At 73.2% G+C, this 19,313-nt stretch carries 19 protein-coding genes; 9 read left to right on the top strand and 10 right to left on the bottom strand.

Annotation, left to right across the window (positions count from 1 at the left end):
* The 3 genes from AB0B58_RS10245 to AB0B58_RS10235 form a co-directional block, all read left to right on the top strand.
* A partial coding sequence (locus AB0B58_RS10245) for a 2-C-methyl-D-erythritol 4-phosphate cytidylyltransferase (protein ID WP_360220681.1) occupies window positions 1-450 on the top strand: 450 nt, incomplete at its 5' end.
* A 13-nt stretch (window positions 451-463) separates the two neighbouring features.
* Complete coding sequence (ispF, locus tag AB0B58_RS10240; protein WP_360220930.1) at window positions 464-949, top strand: 2-C-methyl-D-erythritol 2,4-cyclodiphosphate synthase; 486 nt, start codon at window positions 464-466, stop codon at window positions 947-949.
* A 59-nt stretch (window positions 950-1,008) separates the two neighbouring features.
* Complete coding sequence (locus AB0B58_RS10235; RefSeq protein WP_360220678.1) at window positions 1,009-2,094, top strand: hypothetical protein; 1,086 nt, start codon at window positions 1,009-1,011, stop codon at window positions 2,092-2,094.
* Window positions 2,095-2,098: 4 nt separating this feature from the next.
* Here AB0B58_RS10235 and AB0B58_RS10230 read toward each other — a convergent pair whose 3' ends face one another.
* From AB0B58_RS10230 to AB0B58_RS10205, 6 genes are read right to left on the bottom strand one after another with little or no spacing between them, the layout of a single operon-like run.
* Window positions 2,099-3,085, bottom strand: a complete 987-nt coding sequence (locus AB0B58_RS10230) for a BadF/BadG/BcrA/BcrD ATPase family protein (RefSeq protein WP_360220675.1) — start codon at window positions 3,083-3,085, stop codon at window positions 2,099-2,101.
* A complete protein-coding gene (locus AB0B58_RS10225) occupies window positions 3,082-4,338 on the bottom strand; it encodes a 6-phospho-beta-glucosidase (protein ID WP_360220672.1) in 1,257 nt (418 codons plus the stop codon). The genes AB0B58_RS10230 and AB0B58_RS10225 overlap by 4 nt, the downstream gene beginning before the upstream one ends.
* Window positions 4,335-5,228: a carbohydrate ABC transporter permease gene (locus AB0B58_RS10220; RefSeq protein WP_360220669.1), complete on the bottom strand. Its 894-nt coding sequence runs from the start codon at window positions 5,226-5,228 to the stop codon at window positions 4,335-4,337. Before AB0B58_RS10220 ends, AB0B58_RS10225 begins: the two co-directional genes overlap by 4 nt.
* Window positions 5,225-6,142, bottom strand: a complete 918-nt coding sequence (locus tag AB0B58_RS10215; protein WP_360220666.1) for a sugar ABC transporter permease — start codon at window positions 6,140-6,142, stop codon at window positions 5,225-5,227. The genes AB0B58_RS10220 and AB0B58_RS10215 overlap by 4 nt, the downstream gene beginning before the upstream one ends.
* Before the next feature lie 2 nt (window positions 6,143-6,144).
* The gene (locus AB0B58_RS10210; RefSeq protein WP_360220663.1) at window positions 6,145-7,467 is read right to left on the bottom strand and encodes an ABC transporter substrate-binding protein; all 1,323 of its coding nucleotides are present in this window, start codon (window positions 7,465-7,467) and stop codon (window positions 6,145-6,147) included.
* A gap of 35 nt (window positions 7,468-7,502) precedes the next feature.
* Window positions 7,503-8,690: an ROK family protein gene (locus AB0B58_RS10205; RefSeq protein WP_360220660.1), complete on the bottom strand. Its 1,188-nt coding sequence runs from the start codon at window positions 8,688-8,690 to the stop codon at window positions 7,503-7,505.
* Window positions 8,691-8,992: 302 nt separating this feature from the next.
* Between AB0B58_RS10205 and AB0B58_RS10200 the strand changes: the two genes are divergently transcribed.
* From AB0B58_RS10200 to AB0B58_RS10180, 5 genes are all read left to right on the top strand, one after another.
* Window positions 8,993-10,228, top strand: a complete 1,236-nt coding sequence (locus AB0B58_RS10200) for a chitosanase (protein WP_360220657.1) — start codon at window positions 8,993-8,995, stop codon at window positions 10,226-10,228.
* A 147-nt stretch (window positions 10,229-10,375) separates the two neighbouring features.
* The gene (locus AB0B58_RS10195) at window positions 10,376-11,221 is read left to right on the top strand and encodes a hypothetical protein (RefSeq protein ID WP_360220654.1); all 846 of its coding nucleotides are present in this window, start codon (window positions 10,376-10,378) and stop codon (window positions 11,219-11,221) included.
* Window positions 11,218-12,342, top strand: a complete 1,125-nt coding sequence (fahA, locus tag AB0B58_RS10190; RefSeq protein WP_360220651.1) for a fumarylacetoacetase — start codon at window positions 11,218-11,220, stop codon at window positions 12,340-12,342. The genes AB0B58_RS10195 and fahA overlap by 4 nt, the downstream gene beginning before the upstream one ends.
* A 39-nt stretch (window positions 12,343-12,381) precedes the next feature.
* The gene (locus AB0B58_RS10185; RefSeq protein ID WP_360220648.1) at window positions 12,382-12,840 is read left to right on the top strand and encodes an SRPBCC family protein; all 459 of its coding nucleotides are present in this window, start codon (window positions 12,382-12,384) and stop codon (window positions 12,838-12,840) included.
* 15 nt (window positions 12,841-12,855) lie between these two features.
* Window positions 12,856-14,004, top strand: coding sequence for a PQQ-binding-like beta-propeller repeat protein (locus AB0B58_RS10180; protein ID WP_360220645.1), 1,149 nt, complete (start codon window positions 12,856-12,858; stop codon window positions 14,002-14,004).
* Here AB0B58_RS10180 and AB0B58_RS10175 read toward each other — a convergent pair.
* Window positions 14,001-15,113: an ROK family protein gene (locus tag AB0B58_RS10175; RefSeq protein WP_360220642.1), complete on the bottom strand. Its 1,113-nt coding sequence runs from the start codon at window positions 15,111-15,113 to the stop codon at window positions 14,001-14,003. The genes AB0B58_RS10180 and AB0B58_RS10175 overlap by 4 nt on opposite strands.
* A 46-nt stretch (window positions 15,114-15,159) precedes the next feature.
* On the opposite strand from AB0B58_RS10175, the gene AB0B58_RS10170 reads away from it, so the two are divergent.
* Entirely contained in the window at window positions 15,160-16,365 is a 1,206-nt protein-coding gene (locus tag AB0B58_RS10170; protein ID WP_360220639.1) for an MFS transporter, read from the top strand.
* A 63-nt stretch (window positions 16,366-16,428) separates the two neighbouring features.
* On the opposite strand, the gene hisC is transcribed toward AB0B58_RS10170, so the two are convergent.
* Genes hisC through AB0B58_RS10155 form a run of 3 tightly spaced genes read right to left on the bottom strand, consistent with a single transcriptional unit; the run spans window position 16,429 to window position 19,306 of the window.
* Window positions 16,429-17,505, bottom strand: a complete 1,077-nt coding sequence (gene hisC / locus AB0B58_RS10165; RefSeq protein ID WP_360220636.1) for a histidinol-phosphate transaminase — start codon at window positions 17,503-17,505, stop codon at window positions 16,429-16,431.
* Window positions 17,502-18,590: an RDD family protein gene (locus AB0B58_RS10160; protein ID WP_360220633.1), complete on the bottom strand. Its 1,089-nt coding sequence runs from the start codon at window positions 18,588-18,590 to the stop codon at window positions 17,502-17,504. Before AB0B58_RS10160 ends, hisC begins: the two co-directional genes overlap by 4 nt.
* The gene (locus AB0B58_RS10155; protein ID WP_360220630.1) at window positions 18,587-19,306 is read right to left on the bottom strand and encodes an RDD family protein; all 720 of its coding nucleotides are present in this window, start codon (window positions 19,304-19,306) and stop codon (window positions 18,587-18,589) included. The genes AB0B58_RS10160 and AB0B58_RS10155 overlap by 4 nt, the downstream gene beginning before the upstream one ends.
* Between the last annotated feature and the right edge of the window lie 7 nt (window positions 19,307-19,313).

Raw genomic sequence — 19,313 nt, 5'->3', positions numbered from 1 at the left:
CGCGTCGGCCAGGCTCTCGAGGGCCAGCGCCCAGCGCCGCCGTTCGAGCCGCACGACGCCGCCCGCGCCCTCACCCCGCCCGAGCTGGTGGAGACCGTGGCCGCCGCCGTCCGCGCCGGGTGCGCGGCCGTGATCCCGGTCCTTCCCGTGGTGGACACCATCAAGGAGGTCGGGCCCGCCGGCGACTCCGCGGGGGCCTCCGGGCCGTCCGAGGTGGTGCTCGGCACCGTCGACCGGGCCGTGCTGCGCAGCGTGCAGACGCCGCAGGGCTTCCGCCGCGACGTGCTCGCCGCGGCGCACGCCGCCGGGCTGGACGCGCACACCGACGACGCCGGGATGGTGGAGAAGGCCGGCGTCCCGGTCACCTGCGTGCCCGGGTCCGACCTGGCGATGAAGATCACCCGTCCGCTGGACCTGGTGATCGCCGAAGCTCTGCTGCACGTAGCCTGACGCGGTGAGCCCTCTGAGTCAGCGCGTCGGCATCGGCACGGACGTGCACGCCTTCGATCCCAGGCGGGTGTGCTGGGTGGCCGGCCTCATGTGGCCCGGCGAGTCCGGGCTGTCCGGACACTCCGACGCCGACGTGGCCGCGCACGCCGCCTGCGACGCGATGCTGAGCGCGGCCGGGCTCGGCGACCTCGGTAGCAACTTCGGCACCGACGAACCCGAGTGGGCGGGCGCCGCCGGGGTGACCCTGCTCGCCGAGACGGTGCGGCGGCTGCGGGTCGGCGGCTTCGCGGTCGGCAACGTCTCGATCCAGGTCATCGGCAACCGTCCGAAGATCGGCCTGCGCCGCGCGGAGGCGCAGCAGATCCTCTCCGAGGCGGTCGGCGCGCCGGTCACAGTCTCCGGCACGACCACCGACGGGCTGGGCCTCACCGGCCGGGGCGAGGGCCTCGCCGCCATCGCCACCGCGCTCGTCTACGAGATCGCCGCAGACCCGGCGTAGCCCGTCGCGGGCTCACCCCGCACACGGTGATCTCACGGTGGAAGACCTACCCTCGATGGGTGTCCAGTGAGCCCACCTCCCAGTCCGAGCCGGAGACCACCCCCGAGGAGTACCGGCAGCGGGCCCTCCTGATGGCCGACCTCGGCCGCTACGACGAGGCGGTGGGCGAGATCGCGGCGGGCCTGTCCACCGCGCCGGACGATCCCGGGCTCCTGAGCACCCTGGCCCGGGTGCACGTGATCGCCGAGCAGCCGGTCGAGGCGCTGGCCGCCGCCGATCGGGCCGTCGCCGCCGCGCCGGGGACGATCGGCCCGCTGGTGGTACGGGCCATGGCGCTCGCGGACGACCGCCGGTTCGCCGAGGCGGCCCAGGTGGCGATCTCCATCCTGTCGACCTGGCCCGACGACCCGTACGCACAGCGGACCGGCGCGGCGCTGCTCAGCGAGTCGCGCAACGGGCAGGAGGCGCTCAACGCCGCCTGGAACGGGGTACGGCTGACGCCGGCCGATGCCGAGGCGCACCTGGTGCTGGCCGTGGTCGCCGCCCGGCTGCGGCTCTTCGCGCTGGCGCAGCGCGCCTACGGCGAGGCCCTCGACCTGGACGCGGCCGTCGGCGACGCGCAGCGGGACGTCGGCGTCGTCCGGCTCGAACGGCGGCGCTGGGCGCTGGCCCTCGAGAGCCTGGCCGACGCGGCGATGCCCGTGCAGCCGCCGGCGGATCCGTCCGCGCCCCCTCCCGACGTGAGCCTTCCGCGCGGGCCGGTGCTGGACCGTTCGTCGGCCACGCTCGACGCCTTCCGCCAGGCCGTGCTGTACGGCAGCAACGGCGTGCTGATCGCCGCGGTGCTCGCGGCCGTGATGACGCTGGCAAGCTCCGGGGTGGCCCGGATGTGGGCCGGCGTGATCGGCGTCGTGGTGCTCGTGGCCGTCGGCGGGTGGCTGGCCCGGGTGCTGCCGGAGCCGATCGGTGCCGCGCTGCGCACCGTCTCGGCCACCTCGCCCAGGCTGGCCGTCGCCTGCTACGCGACGGTCCTGGCGCCGCTCGGGCTGCTGGGGTTCGCGGTGATCGGCGGGGTGGTGCCGCTGATCGTCGCGATGGCCCTGGCCGCCCTGGCGGAACTGGTGGTGCTGACGCAGCGCCCGTAGGCGCTCAGACGGTGACGGGGGCGGCCAGCGCGGCACGGAGCCGCGCCTGCGCGTCTCCCGCCGTACCGAGGGCGTCGAGGGCCAGCAGCGCCGCGCCCACCGCCGGGGGCGTCTCCAGGACGCTGACCTCCACCAGCGGCGCCTGTGCGTGCGCGCCCCGGACCACCCGATCGTGCAGTTGCGGGTGCCGGGCCCGCAGGACGCCGCCGCCCAGGACCAGGCAGTGCCGGGCGTCGATCAGGCCCAGGCGGGTCGCGGCCACCCGGTGCTGCGCGAGGATCTCGTCCGCCTGGCGGCCGACCAGCGCGCCGGCGACCCGATCGCCCGCGGCCGCCACGTCGAAGAGCAGGGGGGTCAGCTCGCGGATGCGTACGTGGCCGAGCTCGCCCAGGTGCAGCGCGATGCTGACGTCCTGGACCGTGGCGAGGCCGAAGTGCCCGGCCACCGCCGCGGACAGGGCGGTGGGGTCGCCGCGGCCGTCCTCGCCGCGGGCCGCCAGCCGCAGGGCGTGTTCGGCCAGGTCGTGCCCGCCGCCCCAGTCGCCGGAGAGCGGGCCCAGGGCGACGAACCGGGCCGTGCGGCCGTCCGCCGTGCGGCCGACGCAGTTGTTTCCCGCTCCGCACACCACCGCTATCGCGTCCGGCAGCGACGCGCCGGCCCGCAGCAGCGCGAAGCAGTCGTTGTCCACGATGGTCCGGGAGGTCCAGGCCCGCGCGTCGATCGCCTCGTACAGGCGCCGCACCTCGATCGGGAGGTCGGCGCCGGCCAGGTACACCGCGGCGAGGTCGATCGGGGTCCCCGCGGGCAGGCCGGCGTGTGCGCGCACGGCGGTGATCAGCTGGTCCAGGACCCCGACGGTGCCGGCCAGGCCGATGTCGTGCGGCGAGCTCGTCGGGCCCCGGACGAAGCCCAGCACGTCGCCGTCCGCCGTACCGAGAATGACGTCGGTCTTGGAGTTGCCGCCGTCGACGGCCAGGAAGAGGGCGCTCATCGGGCCCAGGCCAGGTGCTGCGCGCCGGCGGCGAGCAGCCTGTCGGTCAGGGCGTCCGCGTGCTCGTGCTGGCCGATCAGCGGGTGGGCCAGCAGCGCGCGGTAGACCCGTTGACGGCCGCCCCGGACGGCCGCGTCCAGCGCCAGGTCCTCGTACCCGCAGACGTGCGCGACCAGGCCGGCGAGGTCCGGGGCCAGCGGGCTGACCGGCAGGGGCGACGGGCCGGCCCGGTCGGCCCGCGCCGAGACCTCGATGACGGCGTGGTCCGGCAGGAAGGGCAGCGTGCCGTCGTTGCGGACGTTGACCGAGTGCACCCCGTCCGGGTCCAGGCCGTGCAGCGCGGCGATCAGGGCGACGGCCGCCTCCGAGTAGTAAGCGCCGCCGCGCTCGCCGAGCAGGGCCGGCTTCTCCACCAGCGCGGGGTCGCGGTACATCGCCAGCAGGGCCGCCTCGATCTCCGCCACCCGCCGGCCGCGGGTCGGCGTGCCCGCGGCGTCCCGGACGTGACGGTCGTGTGCGTAGAAGTAGCCGAGGTAGTACGACGGGACGTTGCCCAGCGTGGTCAGCACCTCGGGGGGCAGGTCCACCTCGTCCGCGAGCTCACCCAGGTGGGCGGCGAGCAGCTCCGGCAGGCGGTCGACGCCGTCGACGTAGGCGGCCCGCTCCCAGGTCAGGTGGTTCAGGCCGACGTGGTCCAGCACCACCGCCGCCGGTTCCACGTCCAGCATCCGGGCGAAGCGGCGCTGGAAGCCGATCGCCACGTTGCAGAGGCCGACCGCGCGGTGGCCCTCGTCGAGCAGGGCGCGGGTGACGATGCCGACCGGGTTGGTGAAGTCGACGATCCACGCGCCCGGCCGGGCCCGGGCCCGGATCCGCGCCGCCACGTCCAGCACCACCGGGACCGTGCGCAGCGCCTTCGCCAGCCCGCCGGCTCCGGTGGTCTCCTGCCCGACGCAGCCGCAGTGCAGCGGGAAGGTCTCGTCGCTGATCCGGGCCGACTGGCCGCCGACCCGTAACTGGATCACGGCGGCGTCGGCGTCGGTGACACCGGCGTCGAGGTCGGTGGTCCAGGTGACCGTGCCGGGGTGGCCGTGGTGCCGGAGGATCCGGGCCGCGAAGGCGCCGACGACGTCCAGCCGTTCCGCGGCGGGGTCGATCAGGACCAGCTCGGACACGGCCGAGCCCAGCCGGGCGAACCCGTCGACCAGTTCCGGCGTGTAGGTCGATCCGCCGCCGACGACAGCGATCTTCATCCCTTGACCCCGGTGAGCGTGATGCCCTGCACGAATGCCCTCTGGGCGAAGAAGAACACGACGACGATCGGGACCATCGTCAGCACCGTGGCGGCGGTGACCAGGTTCCAGTCGACGTGATGGACGCCGTGGAAGGAGGCGAGGCCCAGCGACAGCGTCCACGCGTTCTCGTTCTCGCTGGTGTAGAGCAGGGGTCCGTAGTAGTCGTTCCAGGCGTAGAAGAACTGGAACAGGCCGGCGGCCGCGATGCCCGGCCGCGCCATCGGCAGCACGACCCGGAACAGCGTGCGCCACTCGCCGCAGCCGTCGACGCGGGCCGCGTCCAGGTACTCCGACGGGATGGTGAGCATGAACTGCCGCAGGAGGAAGATGCAGAACGCGTCGCCGAGCAGCATCGGGATGATCAGCGGGGCGAGGGAGCCGGTGAGGCCGTACCGGGCCCACATCAGGTAGAGCGGGACGGTCACCACCTGCGGCGGCAGCATCATCACGCAGATGACGGCCAGGAACATGACGTTGCGGCCGCGGAACCTCAGCTTCGCCAGGGCGTACGCGGCGGGCACGCTGGACAGCAGCATCAGCGCCGTCGCCGACACCGCGTAGATGACGGTGTTGAGCAGGTACCGCGGCAGCGGGGTGACCTCGAACACCCGGACGTAGTTCTCGAAGTGCCAGGTGTTGGGCCAGTAGTCGCTGGTCAGCGCCGCGTCGCTGGTCATGACCGAGATCAGGAACAGGTAGACCACCGGGGTGAGGAACATGACGGCCAGGGCGATCGCGATGCTGTGCCTCGCGATCCAGGCGAGCCGGCTCTGCCGCCGGTGGCGCCGGTCGGCGGGCGGCGCCACGACCCTTCCGCTCTCGACCGGCGCGGTCGCCAGGACGGTCATTGATCCTCCCCGGAGAAGGCCTTCGAGCGGAGCAGCAGGACGACCGTCACGGCCAGGGCGACCACGAACAGCGCGACCGCCATCGCGTTGGCGTAGCCGAGCGCGTTGTAGCGGAACCCGACCGTGTACAGCCACAGTGGATAGGTGAACGTCGAGCCCTCGGGGAAGCCGAAGGACGACGAGATCCCGCCGCCGGTCACGGCCTGCCCGCTGGCTATCGACCCGGCGACCGCCGCCTGGTCGAAGTACTGCAACGTGTAGATGACCCCGGTGACCGCGGCGAACAGGATCACCGGGCGGATCGTCGGCAGGGTCACGTGGCGGAAGCGGTGCCAGGAGTTCGCGCCGTCGAGCGCGGCCGCCTCGTACAGGCTGGCCGGCACGCCGAGCACCGCGGCCAGGAAGATGATCATCAGGTCGCCGATGCCCCAGAGGCCGAGCAGCACCAGCGACGGCTTCGACCACTCGGGCGAGTTGAACCAGAGCGGGCCCTCGATCCCGATCCGCGCCAGGAACGCGTTCACCGGGCCGGTGCCGGGCTTGAGCAGGTAGACGAACGCGATGGTCGCGGCCACCGGCGGCGCCAGCGCCGGCAGGTAGAAGATCGTCCGGAAGAAGCCCGCGCCCCGCTTGAGCCCGATCAGCAGCATCGACAGGCCGATCGCGCCGACGATGCGTACCGGCACGAAGACCGCGACCATCCACGCCGTGTTGCGGATCGACTGGAGCAGGAACGGGTCCTCGCCCATCCGCCGGTAGTTCGCGAGCCCGACCCACCGCGGCACGGTGAGCAGGTCGAACTTCGTGAAGGAGAAGTAGACGGCGCTGATCAGCGGGTAGATGAAGAAGACGACGATGCCGATCAGCGCGGGAGCGAGGAAGGACCACGCGGTCAGGTTCCGGCGCAGCCGCATGGTCAGCCGCCCAGCGTCATCACGCTGTTGATCTGCTTGTCGGCGTCGGCCAGTCCGGCGCCCAGGTCCGCGACCTTGCCCGACTGCCAGTTCGTGGCGAACGTGCCGAACGTCTCCTGGTACGCGGGGCCGGACGCGGCCGGCGGCGAGGTCGACGAGTTCGGGTTGGCGAAGATGTCCATGAACGTCCTGAACTCGGGCTCGACCCGCAGGTCCGGGTCGCCGATCGATCCGGTCGTGGTCGGCAGGTTCCGCAGCGAGTTGGCGAGCTTGACGATCGTGTCGTCGTTCGTGGTCAGGTACTTGATGAGCTCCCACGCGGCCTCGGGGTTCCGGGCGTTCTTGGAGATGCCCATGATGTTGCCGGTGACGTAGCCGCCGCCGTACCTGGCCGGGTCGCTGGTCGGGATCGGCGCGACGCCGTAGTTCAGCTTCGGCGCCTGGTCCTCGACGAACGCCAGCCGGTACTCGGCGTCGACGTTGATCGCCACCCGGCCCTTCTGGAACGCGTTGTCCGCGCTGAACTCGTCGCCCAGGCCGGCCCGGAACCTCTGCAGGTTGTCGTAGCCGTACCAGTCGACCAGGTCCTTCTGCCAGGTCATCAGGGTCTTCCAGGCCGGGTCGGTGCCGACCGCCGACCTGCCGTCCGCGGTCAGCCACTTCGCGCCGACGGCGGGGGCCAGGTGCGCGGCCGCGTTCTCGTAGAAGTCGAAGAGCGGTAGGAAGCCGACGGTCCGCAGCGAGCCGTCCTTGTTCCTGACCGTCAGCTTCTTGGCGTCCGCGGTCAGCTCGTCGAGGGTCTTCGGCGGTCCGGCGATGCCGGCCGCGGCGAACAGGTCCTTGTTGTAGAAGATGCCGTACGCGTCGGCGAGGAAGGGCATCGCGCAGCGCTTGCCGTCGAACTCGGTGTACGAGCGCGTGGTGGCGTTGAGCCGGTTGAGGTCCACATTGTCCCGCTTGATGTACGGCGTCAGGTCGACCCACGCCCCGGACGAGCAGAACTTGCCGACGATGTCGGTGGAGTAGGAGAGCCCGATGTCGGGGCCGTTGCCGGCGCCGATCGCCTGGGTCATCTTCGAGTCGTCCTGTCCCTGCTTCACCGTCACCTTGATGTTCGGGTGGGCGCCGGTGAAGTCCTTGATCACCGTGTCGATGGCCGCGGCCTCGCGTTCGGTGAAGAAGTGCCACAGCTCGACGGTGCCGGACGCCTCCGCGCCCGGGTCGGCGAGCTTCGCCTCCTTGGGTGCGGGGGTGCAGGCGGCGGTGGTCAGCAGCAGGGCGGCGGCGAGGAGGGTTTTTCGGGCATGAGGTATCCGCTTGTTCACTTCGAGGTGTCCTCTCAGAGGTGGTGCGGCAGGGTTCAGGCCTGGTTGTCGCGGATCGAGGCGATCAGCGCCTCGCGGACGGCGGTGAGCCCGGCGTCCAGGGCGCCGAGCAGCACCGCGTCGTCGTCGATCGTGGTGACGGCGACCGTGCTCTCCAGCGGGGCCGCGCGGCGCAGCGCGCCGGTGACCGCGGCGAGCAGGGTCTGGCCGCCGGCCTGGGCGACCGGGCCCGCCAGGACGACGAGCGACGGGTCGAGCACGGCGATCACGGCGGCGAGGCCGACCGCGATCCGGTCGGCCAGGTGGGTGAAGAACTCCCCGGCCGCCGCCGGGTCGCCGGCGGCGGCGAGGACGACCTCGAGCGGGGTACGGCCGGGGACGCCGTGGTCCTGCCCGAGCGCGAGGATGGCGGCGCCGCCGACCAGGTCCTGCAGGTCGACCTTGCGGTGGGTGGAGTCCGGCGCGTACAGCGGCATGTAGCCGATCTCGCCCGCGCCGCCGCGCGCGCCGCGCAGCAGCGTGCCGCCGATGTCGATGGCCAGACCGAGGCCCTCCTGGCCCAGCCAGAGCAGGGCGAAGCCGTCGGCGTCCCGGCCGACACCCCGGCGGCGCTCGGCCACCGCGGCGAGGTTGACGTCGTTGTCGACGCCGACGTGGGTGCCGAGCGCCTCGGCGATCTCCGGCACCAGGCCGGGCCGGCCGAAGCCGGGCACGTCGACGTGGCGGATCGTCTCGGCGCCGCCGTCGTAGGAGCCGGCCACACCGAGCTGCACGTGGCTGACGCGCGTCTCCGGCACGCCGGCCTCGGCGCGCAGTTCGGCGACCACGTCGACAAGTGCGGTCTTGGGGTCGGTGTGCAGGAAGTCGATCCGCGACTCGATCCGGGCCCGCACGGCTCCGGTCAGGTCGCAGAGCGCGGCGACGACCGAGGGTGCGCCGCTCGCGCCGATGTCGCGAACGGACACCGCGGCGGCGTACGCTGCGTCCGGGTTCGCCGCATAGATCTCCGCGTTCGGCCCCGGCCGGCCGCTGTTGTATCCGACGACGTTCACCAGCCCGGCGTCCGTGAGCCGGCGCAGCACCTCGGAGATGGTCGGGGTGGACAGCGCGGTGAGCTTGCGCAGGTCGGCGCGGGTGAGCATGCCCGGCTCGAGCAGGTGGGCGAGCGCCGCGCTCTCGTTCATGGCGCGCAGCAGCTTGGACGATCCCGCCAGTCTCGGCACCGAGCCCCCTCAGGTGATTGGCAAATCGGCTAACAATTAGCTGGACCGTAGAACCGCTCCACTGTGCTGTCAATACCTGGTTGCGCTCCGTTCGCCCCTCGGGATGAGTCGCCCCCTCACCGCGAGCTCGACCGCCGGTCATATCGGTCTCGGAACATCATTACGTGATCAATCGACGGCTATTGATTAATCACTTTAACTGACCTAGCGTGACCACTCATCGCCGCGATGACGGATCCCCCAACGTCCGTCATCGATGGCTTCACCCTGCGCGCCACCGCCTCAACCCCTCGAGGAGCGCCATGACCATCCCCCAGCCCCCGCCCCGCCGCCGGAAGAGAGTGATCGCCTACGCCCTCGGCGGCCTGCTGATCCCCGCCGCCGGCATCGCATACGGGCTCCTGCCGGCCAGCGCCGCGACCGCCGGCCCGATCCGCGGCCTCGCCGGCAAATGCGTCGACGTCGCCGCCGCGAGCAGCGCGAACGGCACCGCCGTCCAGCTGTACGACTGCAACGGCACCAACGCACAAACCTGGACCGTCGGCAACGCCGACAACTCGATCAAGGCGCTGGGCAAGTGCCTGGACGTCACCGCGGCCGCGACCGCCGACGGCACCAGGGTCCAGATCTACGACTGCAACGGCACGGCCGCGCAGAAGTGGACCGCGGCGGCGAACGGCACCCTGGTCAACACCGGTTCCGGCAAGTGCCTCGACGCCCCGAACGGCAGTTCGGCCAACGGCAACCGGCTACAGATCTGGTCCTGCGGGACGGGCGCGAACCAGAGATGGACCCTGCCCGGCGGCACGACCCCGCCCACCACCGCGCCGCCGGGCAGCGGCGTGAACCTGGACGACCCGGCGAAGAAGGACGTGGCGATGCAGATCGTCTCGGCGGCCGAGAACTCCTCGCTCGACTGGCGCGCCCAGTTCTCCTACATCGAGGACATCGGCGACGGCCGCGGCTACACCGCCGGGATCATCGGCTTCTGCTCCGGCACCGGTGACATGCTGGAACTGGTGGAGGCGTACACGGCGACCAGGCCGGGCAACGTGCTGGCGAAATACCTGCCGGCGCTGCGCAACGTCAACGGCTCCTCGTCGCACGCGGGCCTCGACCCCAACTACACCCGTGACTGGAGGTCGGCCGCGTCCGACCCGGTGTTCCGGGCCGCGCAGGAGTCCGAGCGCGACCGGGTCTACTTCAACCCGTCGGTGCGCGACGGCAAGGCCGACGGGGTGCGGGCGCTGGGCCAGTTCGCCTACTACGACGCCGCGGTCGTGCACGGCTACGAGGGCATGCGCTCGATCCGCGACCGGGCGCTGCGCAGGGCCCGGCCGCCGGCGCAGGGCGGCAACGAGACGACGTGGCTCAACGCGTTCCTGGACGAGCGCGTCGTCGAGATGAAGAAGGAGGAGGCGCACTCCGACGTCACCCGCATCGACACCGCACAGCGGGTGTTCCTGCGCAACGGCAACCTGGACCTGAACACCCCCCTCGACTTCTCGATCTACGGCGACGCGTTCCATATCGGATAGTCAGCCACTCCGGGGGAAGAAGGCGGGGAGCCGGGCGTCGTCCGGCTCTCCGCCCTTCCTTCAGGTGGAGGCGTTCGTAGCCCCTGGAAAACTGACATTACGGACGGTGTTGTCCGGTTCGCGAAACGTCCATTAGGTTCAGTATTCGTGTCAACGCTGGTGCCGCCGCTGTTCGCAGGACTCGTCGACGACGCGTCCCTGCTGCCCCCCGGCGTCACCGGGTTCCGTGAGGTCCTCGAGGCGCACGCCAAGCACCGTAGTGCCTGGTATGCCGGACTTGTCGGCTCTCTGCTGGTACCCTCATCGCTTGTTGATCTTGATCTTTCGCCGCGCGGCCTCGTTGTCGGCGTCGTGAACGACGCCGCGCTCAGCGCGCTGCCGACCGTGGTCGCCAAGCTGCGGTCCGCCGGCGCCGTCGTGACCCGGGTCGAGGCGGCGGTCGCGCGCCGCGGCGAGGACCCGCAGCCCGGCCTGGGCGCGCTGCGCACGCTCGCCGCCGAAGAGCCCGACCTCGACGTGTACGCGGAGATTCCGCTCAGCTGGGGCCTGCTGGCGGGGCTGGACACCGTGGCCGGGCAGCGCGCCGAGGGGTGGCGGATCGCGCCGAAGTTCCGGGTCGGCGGGCTCGCCGCCGAGCTGTTCCCCACCCCCGTCGAGCTCGCCGCGGTCATCTGCGCCTGCCGCGACCGCGACCTTCCGTTCAAGCTCGCCGCCGGGCTGCGGCACGCGCTGCGGCACACCGACCCCGAGACCGGCTTCACCCACCACGGATTCCTGAACGTGCTGGTCGCGTCCGCCGCGGCGGCCGACGGTGCCGAGGTGGCCGAGGTGGCCGAGGCGCTGGGCGCGACGCATCCGGTGCCGCTCATCGAGCCGGCGCGGATCCGGCGCGACGAGCCGCGGCCGCTGTGGGCCGGGTTCGGTGCGCCGAACGTGCTGGAGCCGCTGACGGAGCTGATCCGCCTCGGCCTGATCAACGGCGGCTACGAGTGACCCTCTTCGACCTGCGCAACCTCCCGTACGGGGTGTTCAGCGGGCCCGACGGGGTGCGCCGGATCGGCGTCCGGCTGGGCGACGCCGTGCTCGACCTGTCCCGCGCCGAGTCGTCGGAGCTGATCCTGGCCGGTGGCGCGCTGTGCCGGCCCTCGCTCAACGTGCTGATGTCGCTCGGGCGTCCGCAGTGGACGGCCGTCCGGGACCGGGTCGTCGAGCTGGCGCCGACGCTTGCGGCCGTGCCGCTGGAGGACGTCGAGCTGCACCTGCCGTTCGAGGTGGCCGACTACGTCGACTTCTACTCCAGCGAGCACCACGCCGCGAACGTCGGCCGGATCCTGCGGCCGGACCGGCCCGGCCTGCTGCCCAACTGGAAGCACCTGCCGATCGGCTATCACGGCCGCGCGGGCACGGTCGTCGTCTCGGGCACCCCGATCGACAGGCCCGCCGGGCAGCTCGGCCCCGGCGACTTCGGCCCGACCCGGCGCCTCGACGTCGAGGCCGAGGTCGGCTTCGTGGTGGGCCTGCCCGGCCGCCGGATCCGCACCGCCGACTTCGCCGAGCACGTCTTCGGAGTGGTCCTGGTCAACGACTGGTCGGCGCGGGACATTCAGGCGTTCGAGTACCAGCCGCTCGGCCCGTTCCTGGGCAAGTCGTTCGCCACCTCGGTGTCGCCGTGGGTCGTGCCGCTGGAGGCGCTGTCCGGCGCGCTCGTGCCGGCCGCGGCGCAGGAGCCGGTGCCGGCCGGCTACCTGATGCCGCCCGGCGAAGGGCTGGACCTGTCCCTCGCCGTCGAGTGGAACGGCACCGTGGTCAGCTCGCCGCCGTTCGCCCAGATGTACTGGACCCCGGCACAGCAGCTCGCGCACCTGACCGTCAACGGCGCGAGCGTGCGAACCGGGGACCTCTTCGCCTCGGGGACGGTCTCCGGGCCGGCCCGCGGTGAGGCCGGCTCGTTCCTCGAGCTCACCTGGAACGGCCTGGAACCGGTCAAGCTCGACGACGGCTCGACCCGCGGCTTTCTGCAGGACGGCGACACCGTCACGATCAGCGCCACCGCTCCCGGTCCGGACGGCAGACCGATAGGGCTCGGCGCGGTAAGCGGAACCGTCTGTCCCTGACCGGCAACTGGCCGTACCTTGTATCCGGGAGGTCACGCAATGTCGACGGTCGAAGTGACGCGGTTGGTCGAGGCGCCGGTTGCCGCCGTGTGGCGTGTCTTCACCGACCTGCCCGGTCGTCGCGGCTGGCTGTCGACGGTGACCGCCGTCGAGATGCTCACCTCCGGCCCCTTCCGCGCGGGAACGGTGTGGCGCGAGACCCGCACCATGGCGGACGGCGGGGAGATCACCGAGGAGTTCCGCGTCGAGGAGTGCGTCGTTCCGGAGCGCTTCGTCGTCGCCTCGCCGGGGATCGGCGCCGAATACCGGATGACGTACACGTTCGTGTCGATCACCGAGGGCCGGCACCGCGGCGGCACCATGGTCGCGGTCGTGCAGGACGGCACCCCCACCGCGCCGGCGGGCCGGTTCCTCGCGCTGGTATTCGGCGGGCTGGCCGCGCGTACGGTCGAGGGCGCGCTGCGGCGGGACCTGGACGACCTGGCCGCCGCGGCCTGACCTATCGTCGCTGGGGTGACCCGGAAGCTCCCGCGTGCCCTCGCCGCCCTGGTCGTGCTGCTCGCCGCGGGCGTCGTCGGTTGGCGGATGCTGGCGCCGGCGGAGGTCCTCGAGCCCGCCGTCGAGCCGTACCCGGTCGCGGCGACGCTCCCGGCGGGGGTCACCGGCAAGACCGCCATGGCGCCGTTGATCGTCGACGACCGCATCCGGGTCTACGCGGCCGATCGCCTGGTCAAGGCGGACGCCCCGGTCGAGGCCAGGACGATGTACACGCCGCGGTGGTCGTACCGGCGCTGGCCGGAGCGGGTGACCGGGGTGGTGGCGGCCGGCACGACGGTGGTCACCCGGTGGTCGGACGGTGACCTGGTGGCGCTCGACGGGCGTACCGGGAGGCCGGTGTGGCGCTCCGGCGGGCCCGGCGCGGACGGCTTCGAGGGGCGCACCGGGTCGGCCGCGGTCTGGGCGCCGCCGGGGCTGCACACGGCCGGCACGAGCGTGCTGGTCACCGACGGGCGGCGGCTGACCGCCAGGGCGATCGCCGACGGCGCGCAGCGCTGGTCGGTCGACCTTCCGCCGGGCTGCGCCGACGGCTTCGTGACGGCCGGCGGCCGGTACGTGTGCGGAACGGGAGCCTGGGACGTGATCTCCGGCGGCGCGGTGCGGGGCTGGCCGGCCGGCCCGTCGACCGCGACCGGCTGCGACGTGGCCCGCTCGGGGTGCGCCGGCCTGCGCGACGCGTCCGGCCGGGGCTGGCTGGTCGGCGGCGGGCGGCCGGAACGCGCCCCGGCGCTCGACGACCCCGCCGCGACCGCCGCGGGCGACCTGGTGCTGACCGCGTCCGGCGGCGCGGTGACGGCCTCGCGCGCGGGCCGCGAGTCGTGGCGCTGGGCCGGTGCGGCGCAGGTGCTCGGGGTGCGGGCCGGCAAGGCCGTGCTGCTCACCCCGGACGAGCGGCTGGTCGTCCTCGACGCGGGGACCGGGGCGCAGCGTGCGGCGTTCCCGCTGTTCGTGGCGAAGGAGCGGGTGGACGCGTGGAAGCCGCACGCGTGGCAGCTCACGGACGGCTACGTGGCGATCGAGCGCCTGCGGCCGGCGGCGGGCGCCGACCCGGACGAGCCGAACCACTACTACACGATGGACCCGGTCGTCATCGCCGCGACCTAGATCAGGCGGGTCAGCAGGGCCGTCCAGGCCTCCTCGGCCGCGCCCGCGATCGGGCCGTCGTCGCCGAGCAGCGCCGGCAGCACCGGCGGGGGTGCCGCCCGGCGGAAGGCCATCAGGCCCGCCTCGTACGCCGTGGCGATCTGCCCCGGCGCCGCCGCCAGCAGGTCGACGCCCAGGCCGCCGAGGGTCACCAGGTCGGCGTCCAGACCGTTGACCAGGCCCGCGATGCCCCGGCCCAGGGCCGTCGCCACGGCCGCCGTGGCGGCCGCCGGCTCCGGCTCCGGCGAGTTGATGATCCGGCGGGCATAGGAGACCGGGTCGCGGGGCGGTTCGTGGCCCAGCAGGCGTGCCAGCGCCGAGCCGTCGACGGCGGTGCCCCAGCAGCCGTACGCGCCGCACGGGCAGCGGACCGCCGGGTCGCCGAACGGCATGTGGCCGAACTCGCCGGACGCGCCGAGCGCGCCGATCAGCACCCGGCCGCCGTCCACCACCGCGCCGCCGAGGCCCGCCTCGATGCGCAGGTGCAGCGCCACCGCCGCGCCGACGGCCACGCCGCGCCGGGACTCGGCCGATGCGGCGAGGGTGGCGTCGTTGCCCGCCACGAAGGTCTCGGCCCGCGGCCAGGCGGCCGCCAGGTCGACGTCGTGCCAGCCGAGCTGGCTCGCGTCCAGCATCAGGTCGCGGGAGACCGTGCCCGGCACGGAGATGCCGATGCCGCGGATCCGGTCGCCGTGCTCCCTGCGCAGGCGTTGCACCGCCGCGCTCAGCGCCGCGACCACCTCGTCGCCGCCGCGGCCGGCGAGGTCCTCGCCCGCGGTGGCCAGGACGCTGCCGCCGAGTTCGACCACGTCCACCCGCCAGGACTCGTGGGTGATCGAGGCGGCGGCGATCAGCGGCCCGCGCGGGTGCGGTATCAACGCGGTCGTCGGGCGGCCCCGGGCGCCGCTCGGCGCGGTCGGGCCCTCGGCCAGCAACTGGGCCTGCCCGAGCCGGCCGACCAGTTCCGTGGCCGCGCCGGTGCCGACGCCGATCATCCGGGCCGCGTCGGCCCGGGTGACACCGGGTCGGGCGTGCACCACCCGCAACAGCTCGGTTGCGCGCGTCGTCACAGCGTTCCCCCTTCTTTTGCTCGGTACTAGAGCTTATTGTCGGTCGATGAACCGGAGCCACCGCGGCGCGCTGCCCGTGCTCGGCGCTTCCTGCTTCGTCTATGTCACCGCGGAGACCATCCCGGTCGGGCTGCTCCCGCAGATCGCGGACGGCCTGTCGGTCAGCGAGGCGGACGTCGGTCTGCTGCTGACCAGCTACGCCGTCGTGGCGGCGCTGACCACCATTCCGCTGACCGCGCTCACCATGCGGGTTCCGCGGCACCTGCTCATCGCCGCGACCGTGGCGATATTTGCAATCTCCCAGCTCATGGCCGTCTTCGCGGCTACGTTCTCCATCCTCACCCTGTCGCGCCTGATCTGCGCGACGGCGCACGGCGTGTTCTGGTCGACGATCGCACCGGTGGCGGCCCGGCTCGTGCCGCCGGGCAGCGCGGGCAGGGCGACGGCGCTGGTATTCCTCGGCAACTCGCTGGCGATCGTGCTGGGCGTGCCGCTCGGCACCGCGCTGGGCCAGTGGCTCGGCTGGCGGATCGCGTTGGCCGTGCTCGCCGCCGCCGGCGCGATGTGCGCGGCGGCGGTCCTCGTGGTGCTGCCGAGGCTGCCGGCGCTGCCGCAGGACCTCGCCGTCCGGGCGGGCGCGCAGCTCAGGGCGTCGATCAGGATCATCCGCCGGGGGCCGGTCGCGGTGGTCTGCCTCGTCACGACGGTGCTGGTGACCGGGCACTTCGCGGCGTACACCTACATCGCGCCCCTGGTGCGGCGCGACGGTGGCCTGGAGGGCGCCGGGCTGAGCGCGCTGCTGCTCGGGTACGGCGCGGCCGGTCTGCTCGGCAACTGGATCGTCGGCCGGTTCGTCGACCGGCATCCCCGGACGCTGCTCACCGCCCTGGCGGGCGTCATGATCGTCTCGCTGGCGGTGCTGATCCCGGTGCTCGGCGCGGTGCCGACGGTGCTCGCGGCGCTGGCCTGGGGCGGCGCGATCACGGCGACACCCGTGATCCTCCAGGCCGCGATCCTGCGCGTCGCGCCCGATGCCCGCGACGCCGCCTCGGCGGTCTACGTGGTCGCGTTCCAGGTCGGCATCGGCGGCGGCGCGCTGCTCGGCGAGCGTTTCGTCCGGGCCGGCCTGTTGGCCTGGCTGCCGGCGCTGGCCGCCGTGCTCGCCCTGGTGGCCGTCCTGGCGGTCCTGGCGTCCCGGCGGACCTTCCCGGCCCGCGTGTCGGCCCTCAAGGAGGTCCCCGCGCCGGCATGAGTGCGGCCCGCGCGGCGCGAGGCCGTCCTCACGCCGCGCGGGCCGGCTCCGTGGCCGCTGCGCCTACCGGGCCGCCTCGGCCGCCGCCAGGAAGGCGTCGTTCTCCTCCGGCGTGCCGATCGTGACGCGGACGCCGTCGCCCGCGAACGGACGGACGATCACACCCTGCTTCTCGCAGGCCGCGCCGAAGTCCACCGCGCCGTCGCCCAGCGGGAGCCAGACGAAGTTCGCCTGGCTGGTCGGCACGTCCGGGTGGAGCTTGCGGAGCGCCTCCGTGACGCGCTCGCGCTCCGCGACGACGAGCGCGCAGCGGCGGGTCACCTCGGCCTCCGCGTCCAGCGCCGCGAGCGCCGCCGCCTGCGCGACCAGGCTGGTCGAGAACGGGGTCAGCACCTTGCGGATCGCCGCCGCGACCTCCGGCTGCGCCACCAGGAAGCCCACCCGCAGCCCGGCCAGGCCCCAGGCCTTCGACATCGTGCGCAGGACGACGACGTTCGCGCGGTCGCCGTAGGTGTCCAGGGCGTCCGGGACCTGCTCGTCCGTCACGAACTCGCGGTAGGCCTCGTCCAGGACCACCAGCACGTCCGACGGGACCCGGGCCAGAAAGCGGTCCAGCTCCTCCTTGCGGACGCTCGTCCCGGTCGGGTTGTTCGGGTTGCAGACGATCACCAGGCGGGTGCGATCGGTGATCGCGTCCGCCATCGCCTGCAGGTCGTGGCCGTGGCCCGGGGTGTTGGGCACGCGGATGCTCGTCGCGCCGACGCCCGCCGCGATGATCGGGTACGCCTCGAACGAGCGCCACGAGTAGACGATCTCGTCGCCCGGCAGGCAGGTGGCCTTGGCCAGGTGCTCGGCCAACGCCACGGAGCCACAGCCGGTGACGATGCGGTCGGGGTCGACTCCGTAGCGTTCCGCAAGGCGGCCGCGGAGCGCGATCACGCCCATGTCCGGGTAACGGTGCGATTCCGTGACGGCCTTCGCCACCGCCTCCGCCACGCCCGGCAGCGGGCCGAACGGGACCTCGTTGCTGGCCAGCTTGATCGCCTCGGCGATGCCCAGTTCGCGGGCCAGGTCGGCGACGTTCCGGCCCGGCACGTACGCGGGCAGCGCCTCCAGGTCGGCGCGGGTCAACCTGCTCATCTCTGTCCTCCGGTGGGGTCGTCGGCGTGGTCCGGCGCCGCCTCGACCTGCTGTTCCGGCCGGCCGGGCGGCACCGCGACGACTACCGTCGCGGCCGATTTGTCATGCAGCGCCTGGCGCAGTTTCTGGTCGAAGAGCACCGATCCCGAGTAGACCAGCTGGGCCAGGAAGCCGACACCACAACAGGTCCAGAGCGGTGTCCACATGCCGAGCCGGGACCAGCGCCGGAACGCCCGGGCGAAGCCGAGCTGGCCGGTGTCCTCCAGCTTCACGACCTTGACCTGGAGCAGGCGCTTGCCGAGGGTCTGGCCGCTGTTGGCCAGCGCGGGCACCTCGTAGGCGAACCAGAGCGCCGTCGCGACGAACAGCATCGCGAGCATCAGGTAGCCGGCGCGGGGCGAGGCGGGCTCCGGGCGGGCGGCCGGGTTGGCCAGCGCGGCGCTGAGGACCGGCTCGTACTCGAGCCACCACTGGTACGCCAACCAGCCGTTGACCAGGACGTTCAGGAGCAGGACGGCGATGATGTCGATGATCCGGGCGACCAGCCGCTGGCCCAGGCCGGCCAGCGGCTGGCCGTGCGGACGTGCCTGCACCTGATAGGCGTACGCCTGCGGCACCCAACCGGGCGGCGGTACCCAGCCCGGGGGCGGCTGCGAATATCCGGGTGGCGGCTGAAAGCCGTGGGGTGTGGGTGCCCAGCCGGCGGCCGGCGGAGTCCAGCCCGGTTGCTGCTGATAGCCCGGCGGTACCTGATGCCCCGGCTGCGAGGGATGGCCCGGTGGCGGTGCCCAACCCGGAGGCGGGTCGCCGGCCGGTGACTGCTGAGGGCCCGGCGGCGGGTCACTCGCGGTGGGCGAACCGGATCCGGGTTTACCCCAGCCCGGCTGCGGGCCGAGGAGCCGGGCGGGCTCCGCCGGCGCCGGGGTGACCGGTGCGGGGGACTCCTCCTCCTCGGCGGGCGGCGGCCCGTCGGGCGGGGTCGCGTCGGCCGGGATGGCCTTGCCCAGCCAGCCATCGCCGTCCCACCAGCGCTGGGTCGTCGGGTCGGCCGGGTCCTTGTACCAACCGGCGGGCAGCGAAGTCATGGCGCAACCTTTACCACGACGGTCTTGGCGGCCTTGTCGTGCAGGGTCTGCTGGTAGGGCTTGTCCCAGAGCTGCCACAGGCCGTCGAGGTAGCTGAAGAGCGGTACGAACACCCCGACGATGAACTCGACGAGGTACCGCTTCGCGGCCATGCCGCGGGTCAGGGTCGCGCCGGGCTCGATCGGGATCACCTTGATCTTCATCAGCTTCTTGCCGAGGGTCTGGCCGCTGCGGAACATCATCTCGACGAAGTAGAAGTAGTAGCCCGCCAGCAACAGCGCGACGAAGCCGAGCTCCAGCAGCAGGAGCGGCAGCAGCAGCCCGGCGACGTCGAAGTCCACCGCGACGCCGGGTGCGTAGGCCTGCCCGGGGTCGGGGAGCTCCGGCATCCTGTCGAACAGGAAGACCACGGCCACCGGTACGAAGACGACCATCGCGATGCCGGTCAGGACCGCTCCGTCGATGAGGTGGGCCAGCAGCCGGGTGCCGAAGTCGGCCAGCGGCCGCCCGTCCGGTGCCAGCGGCATCGGGGGCGGCCGCCAACCGTACGGCTGCCGCGGCGGCGGTCCGTAGTACCCGTACTGCGGGGGCGGACCGTTATAGGGCGGCGGGCTCTGGGGCGGGCCGCCGGCCTGCTGCGGCACCGGGGCGCGGACCGGCCCACCGGTAGGCGGCCGGCCCGCGGCCCGCACCATGTCGTCGTTCGCTTGCGTCACGGAGACA

This window comes from Actinoplanes sp. NPDC049118 (assembly GCF_040648555.1).
GTDB lineage: Bacteria > Actinomycetota > Actinomycetes > Mycobacteriales > Micromonosporaceae > Actinoplanes.
Note: the sequence above shows the minus strand (reverse complement) of the source record. Positions and strands in the feature narration are given on the sequence as shown.

Excerpts from the sequence above, each read along its gene's own strand:
- AB0B58_RS10230 (WP_360220675.1), bottom strand. The coding sequence starts at position 3,085 with ATGAGCGCCCTCTTCCTGGCCGTCGACGGCGGCAACTCCAAGACCGAC.
- AB0B58_RS10225 (WP_360220672.1), bottom strand. The coding sequence starts at position 4,338 with ATGAAGATCGCTGTCGTCGGCGGCGGATCGACCTACACGCCGGAACTG.
- AB0B58_RS10220 (WP_360220669.1), bottom strand. The coding sequence starts at position 5,228 with ATGACCGTCCTGGCGACCGCGCCGGTCGAGAGCGGAAGGGTCGTGGCG.
- AB0B58_RS10215 (WP_360220666.1), bottom strand. The coding sequence starts at position 6,142 with ATGCGGCTGCGCCGGAACCTGACCGCGTGGTCCTTCCTCGCTCCCGCG.
- AB0B58_RS10200 (WP_360220657.1), top strand. The coding sequence starts at position 8,993 with ATGACCATCCCCCAGCCCCCGCCCCGCCGCCGGAAGAGAGTGATCGCC.
- AB0B58_RS10185 (WP_360220648.1), top strand. The coding sequence starts at position 12,382 with ATGTCGACGGTCGAAGTGACGCGGTTGGTCGAGGCGCCGGTTGCCGCC.
- AB0B58_RS10170 (WP_360220639.1), top strand. The coding sequence starts at position 15,160 with ATGAACCGGAGCCACCGCGGCGCGCTGCCCGTGCTCGGCGCTTCCTGC.
- hisC (WP_360220636.1), bottom strand. The coding sequence starts at position 17,505 with ATGAGCAGGTTGACCCGCGCCGACCTGGAGGCGCTGCCCGCGTACGTG.
- AB0B58_RS10160 (WP_360220633.1), bottom strand. The coding sequence starts at position 18,590 with ATGACTTCGCTGCCCGCCGGTTGGTACAAGGACCCGGCCGACCCGACG.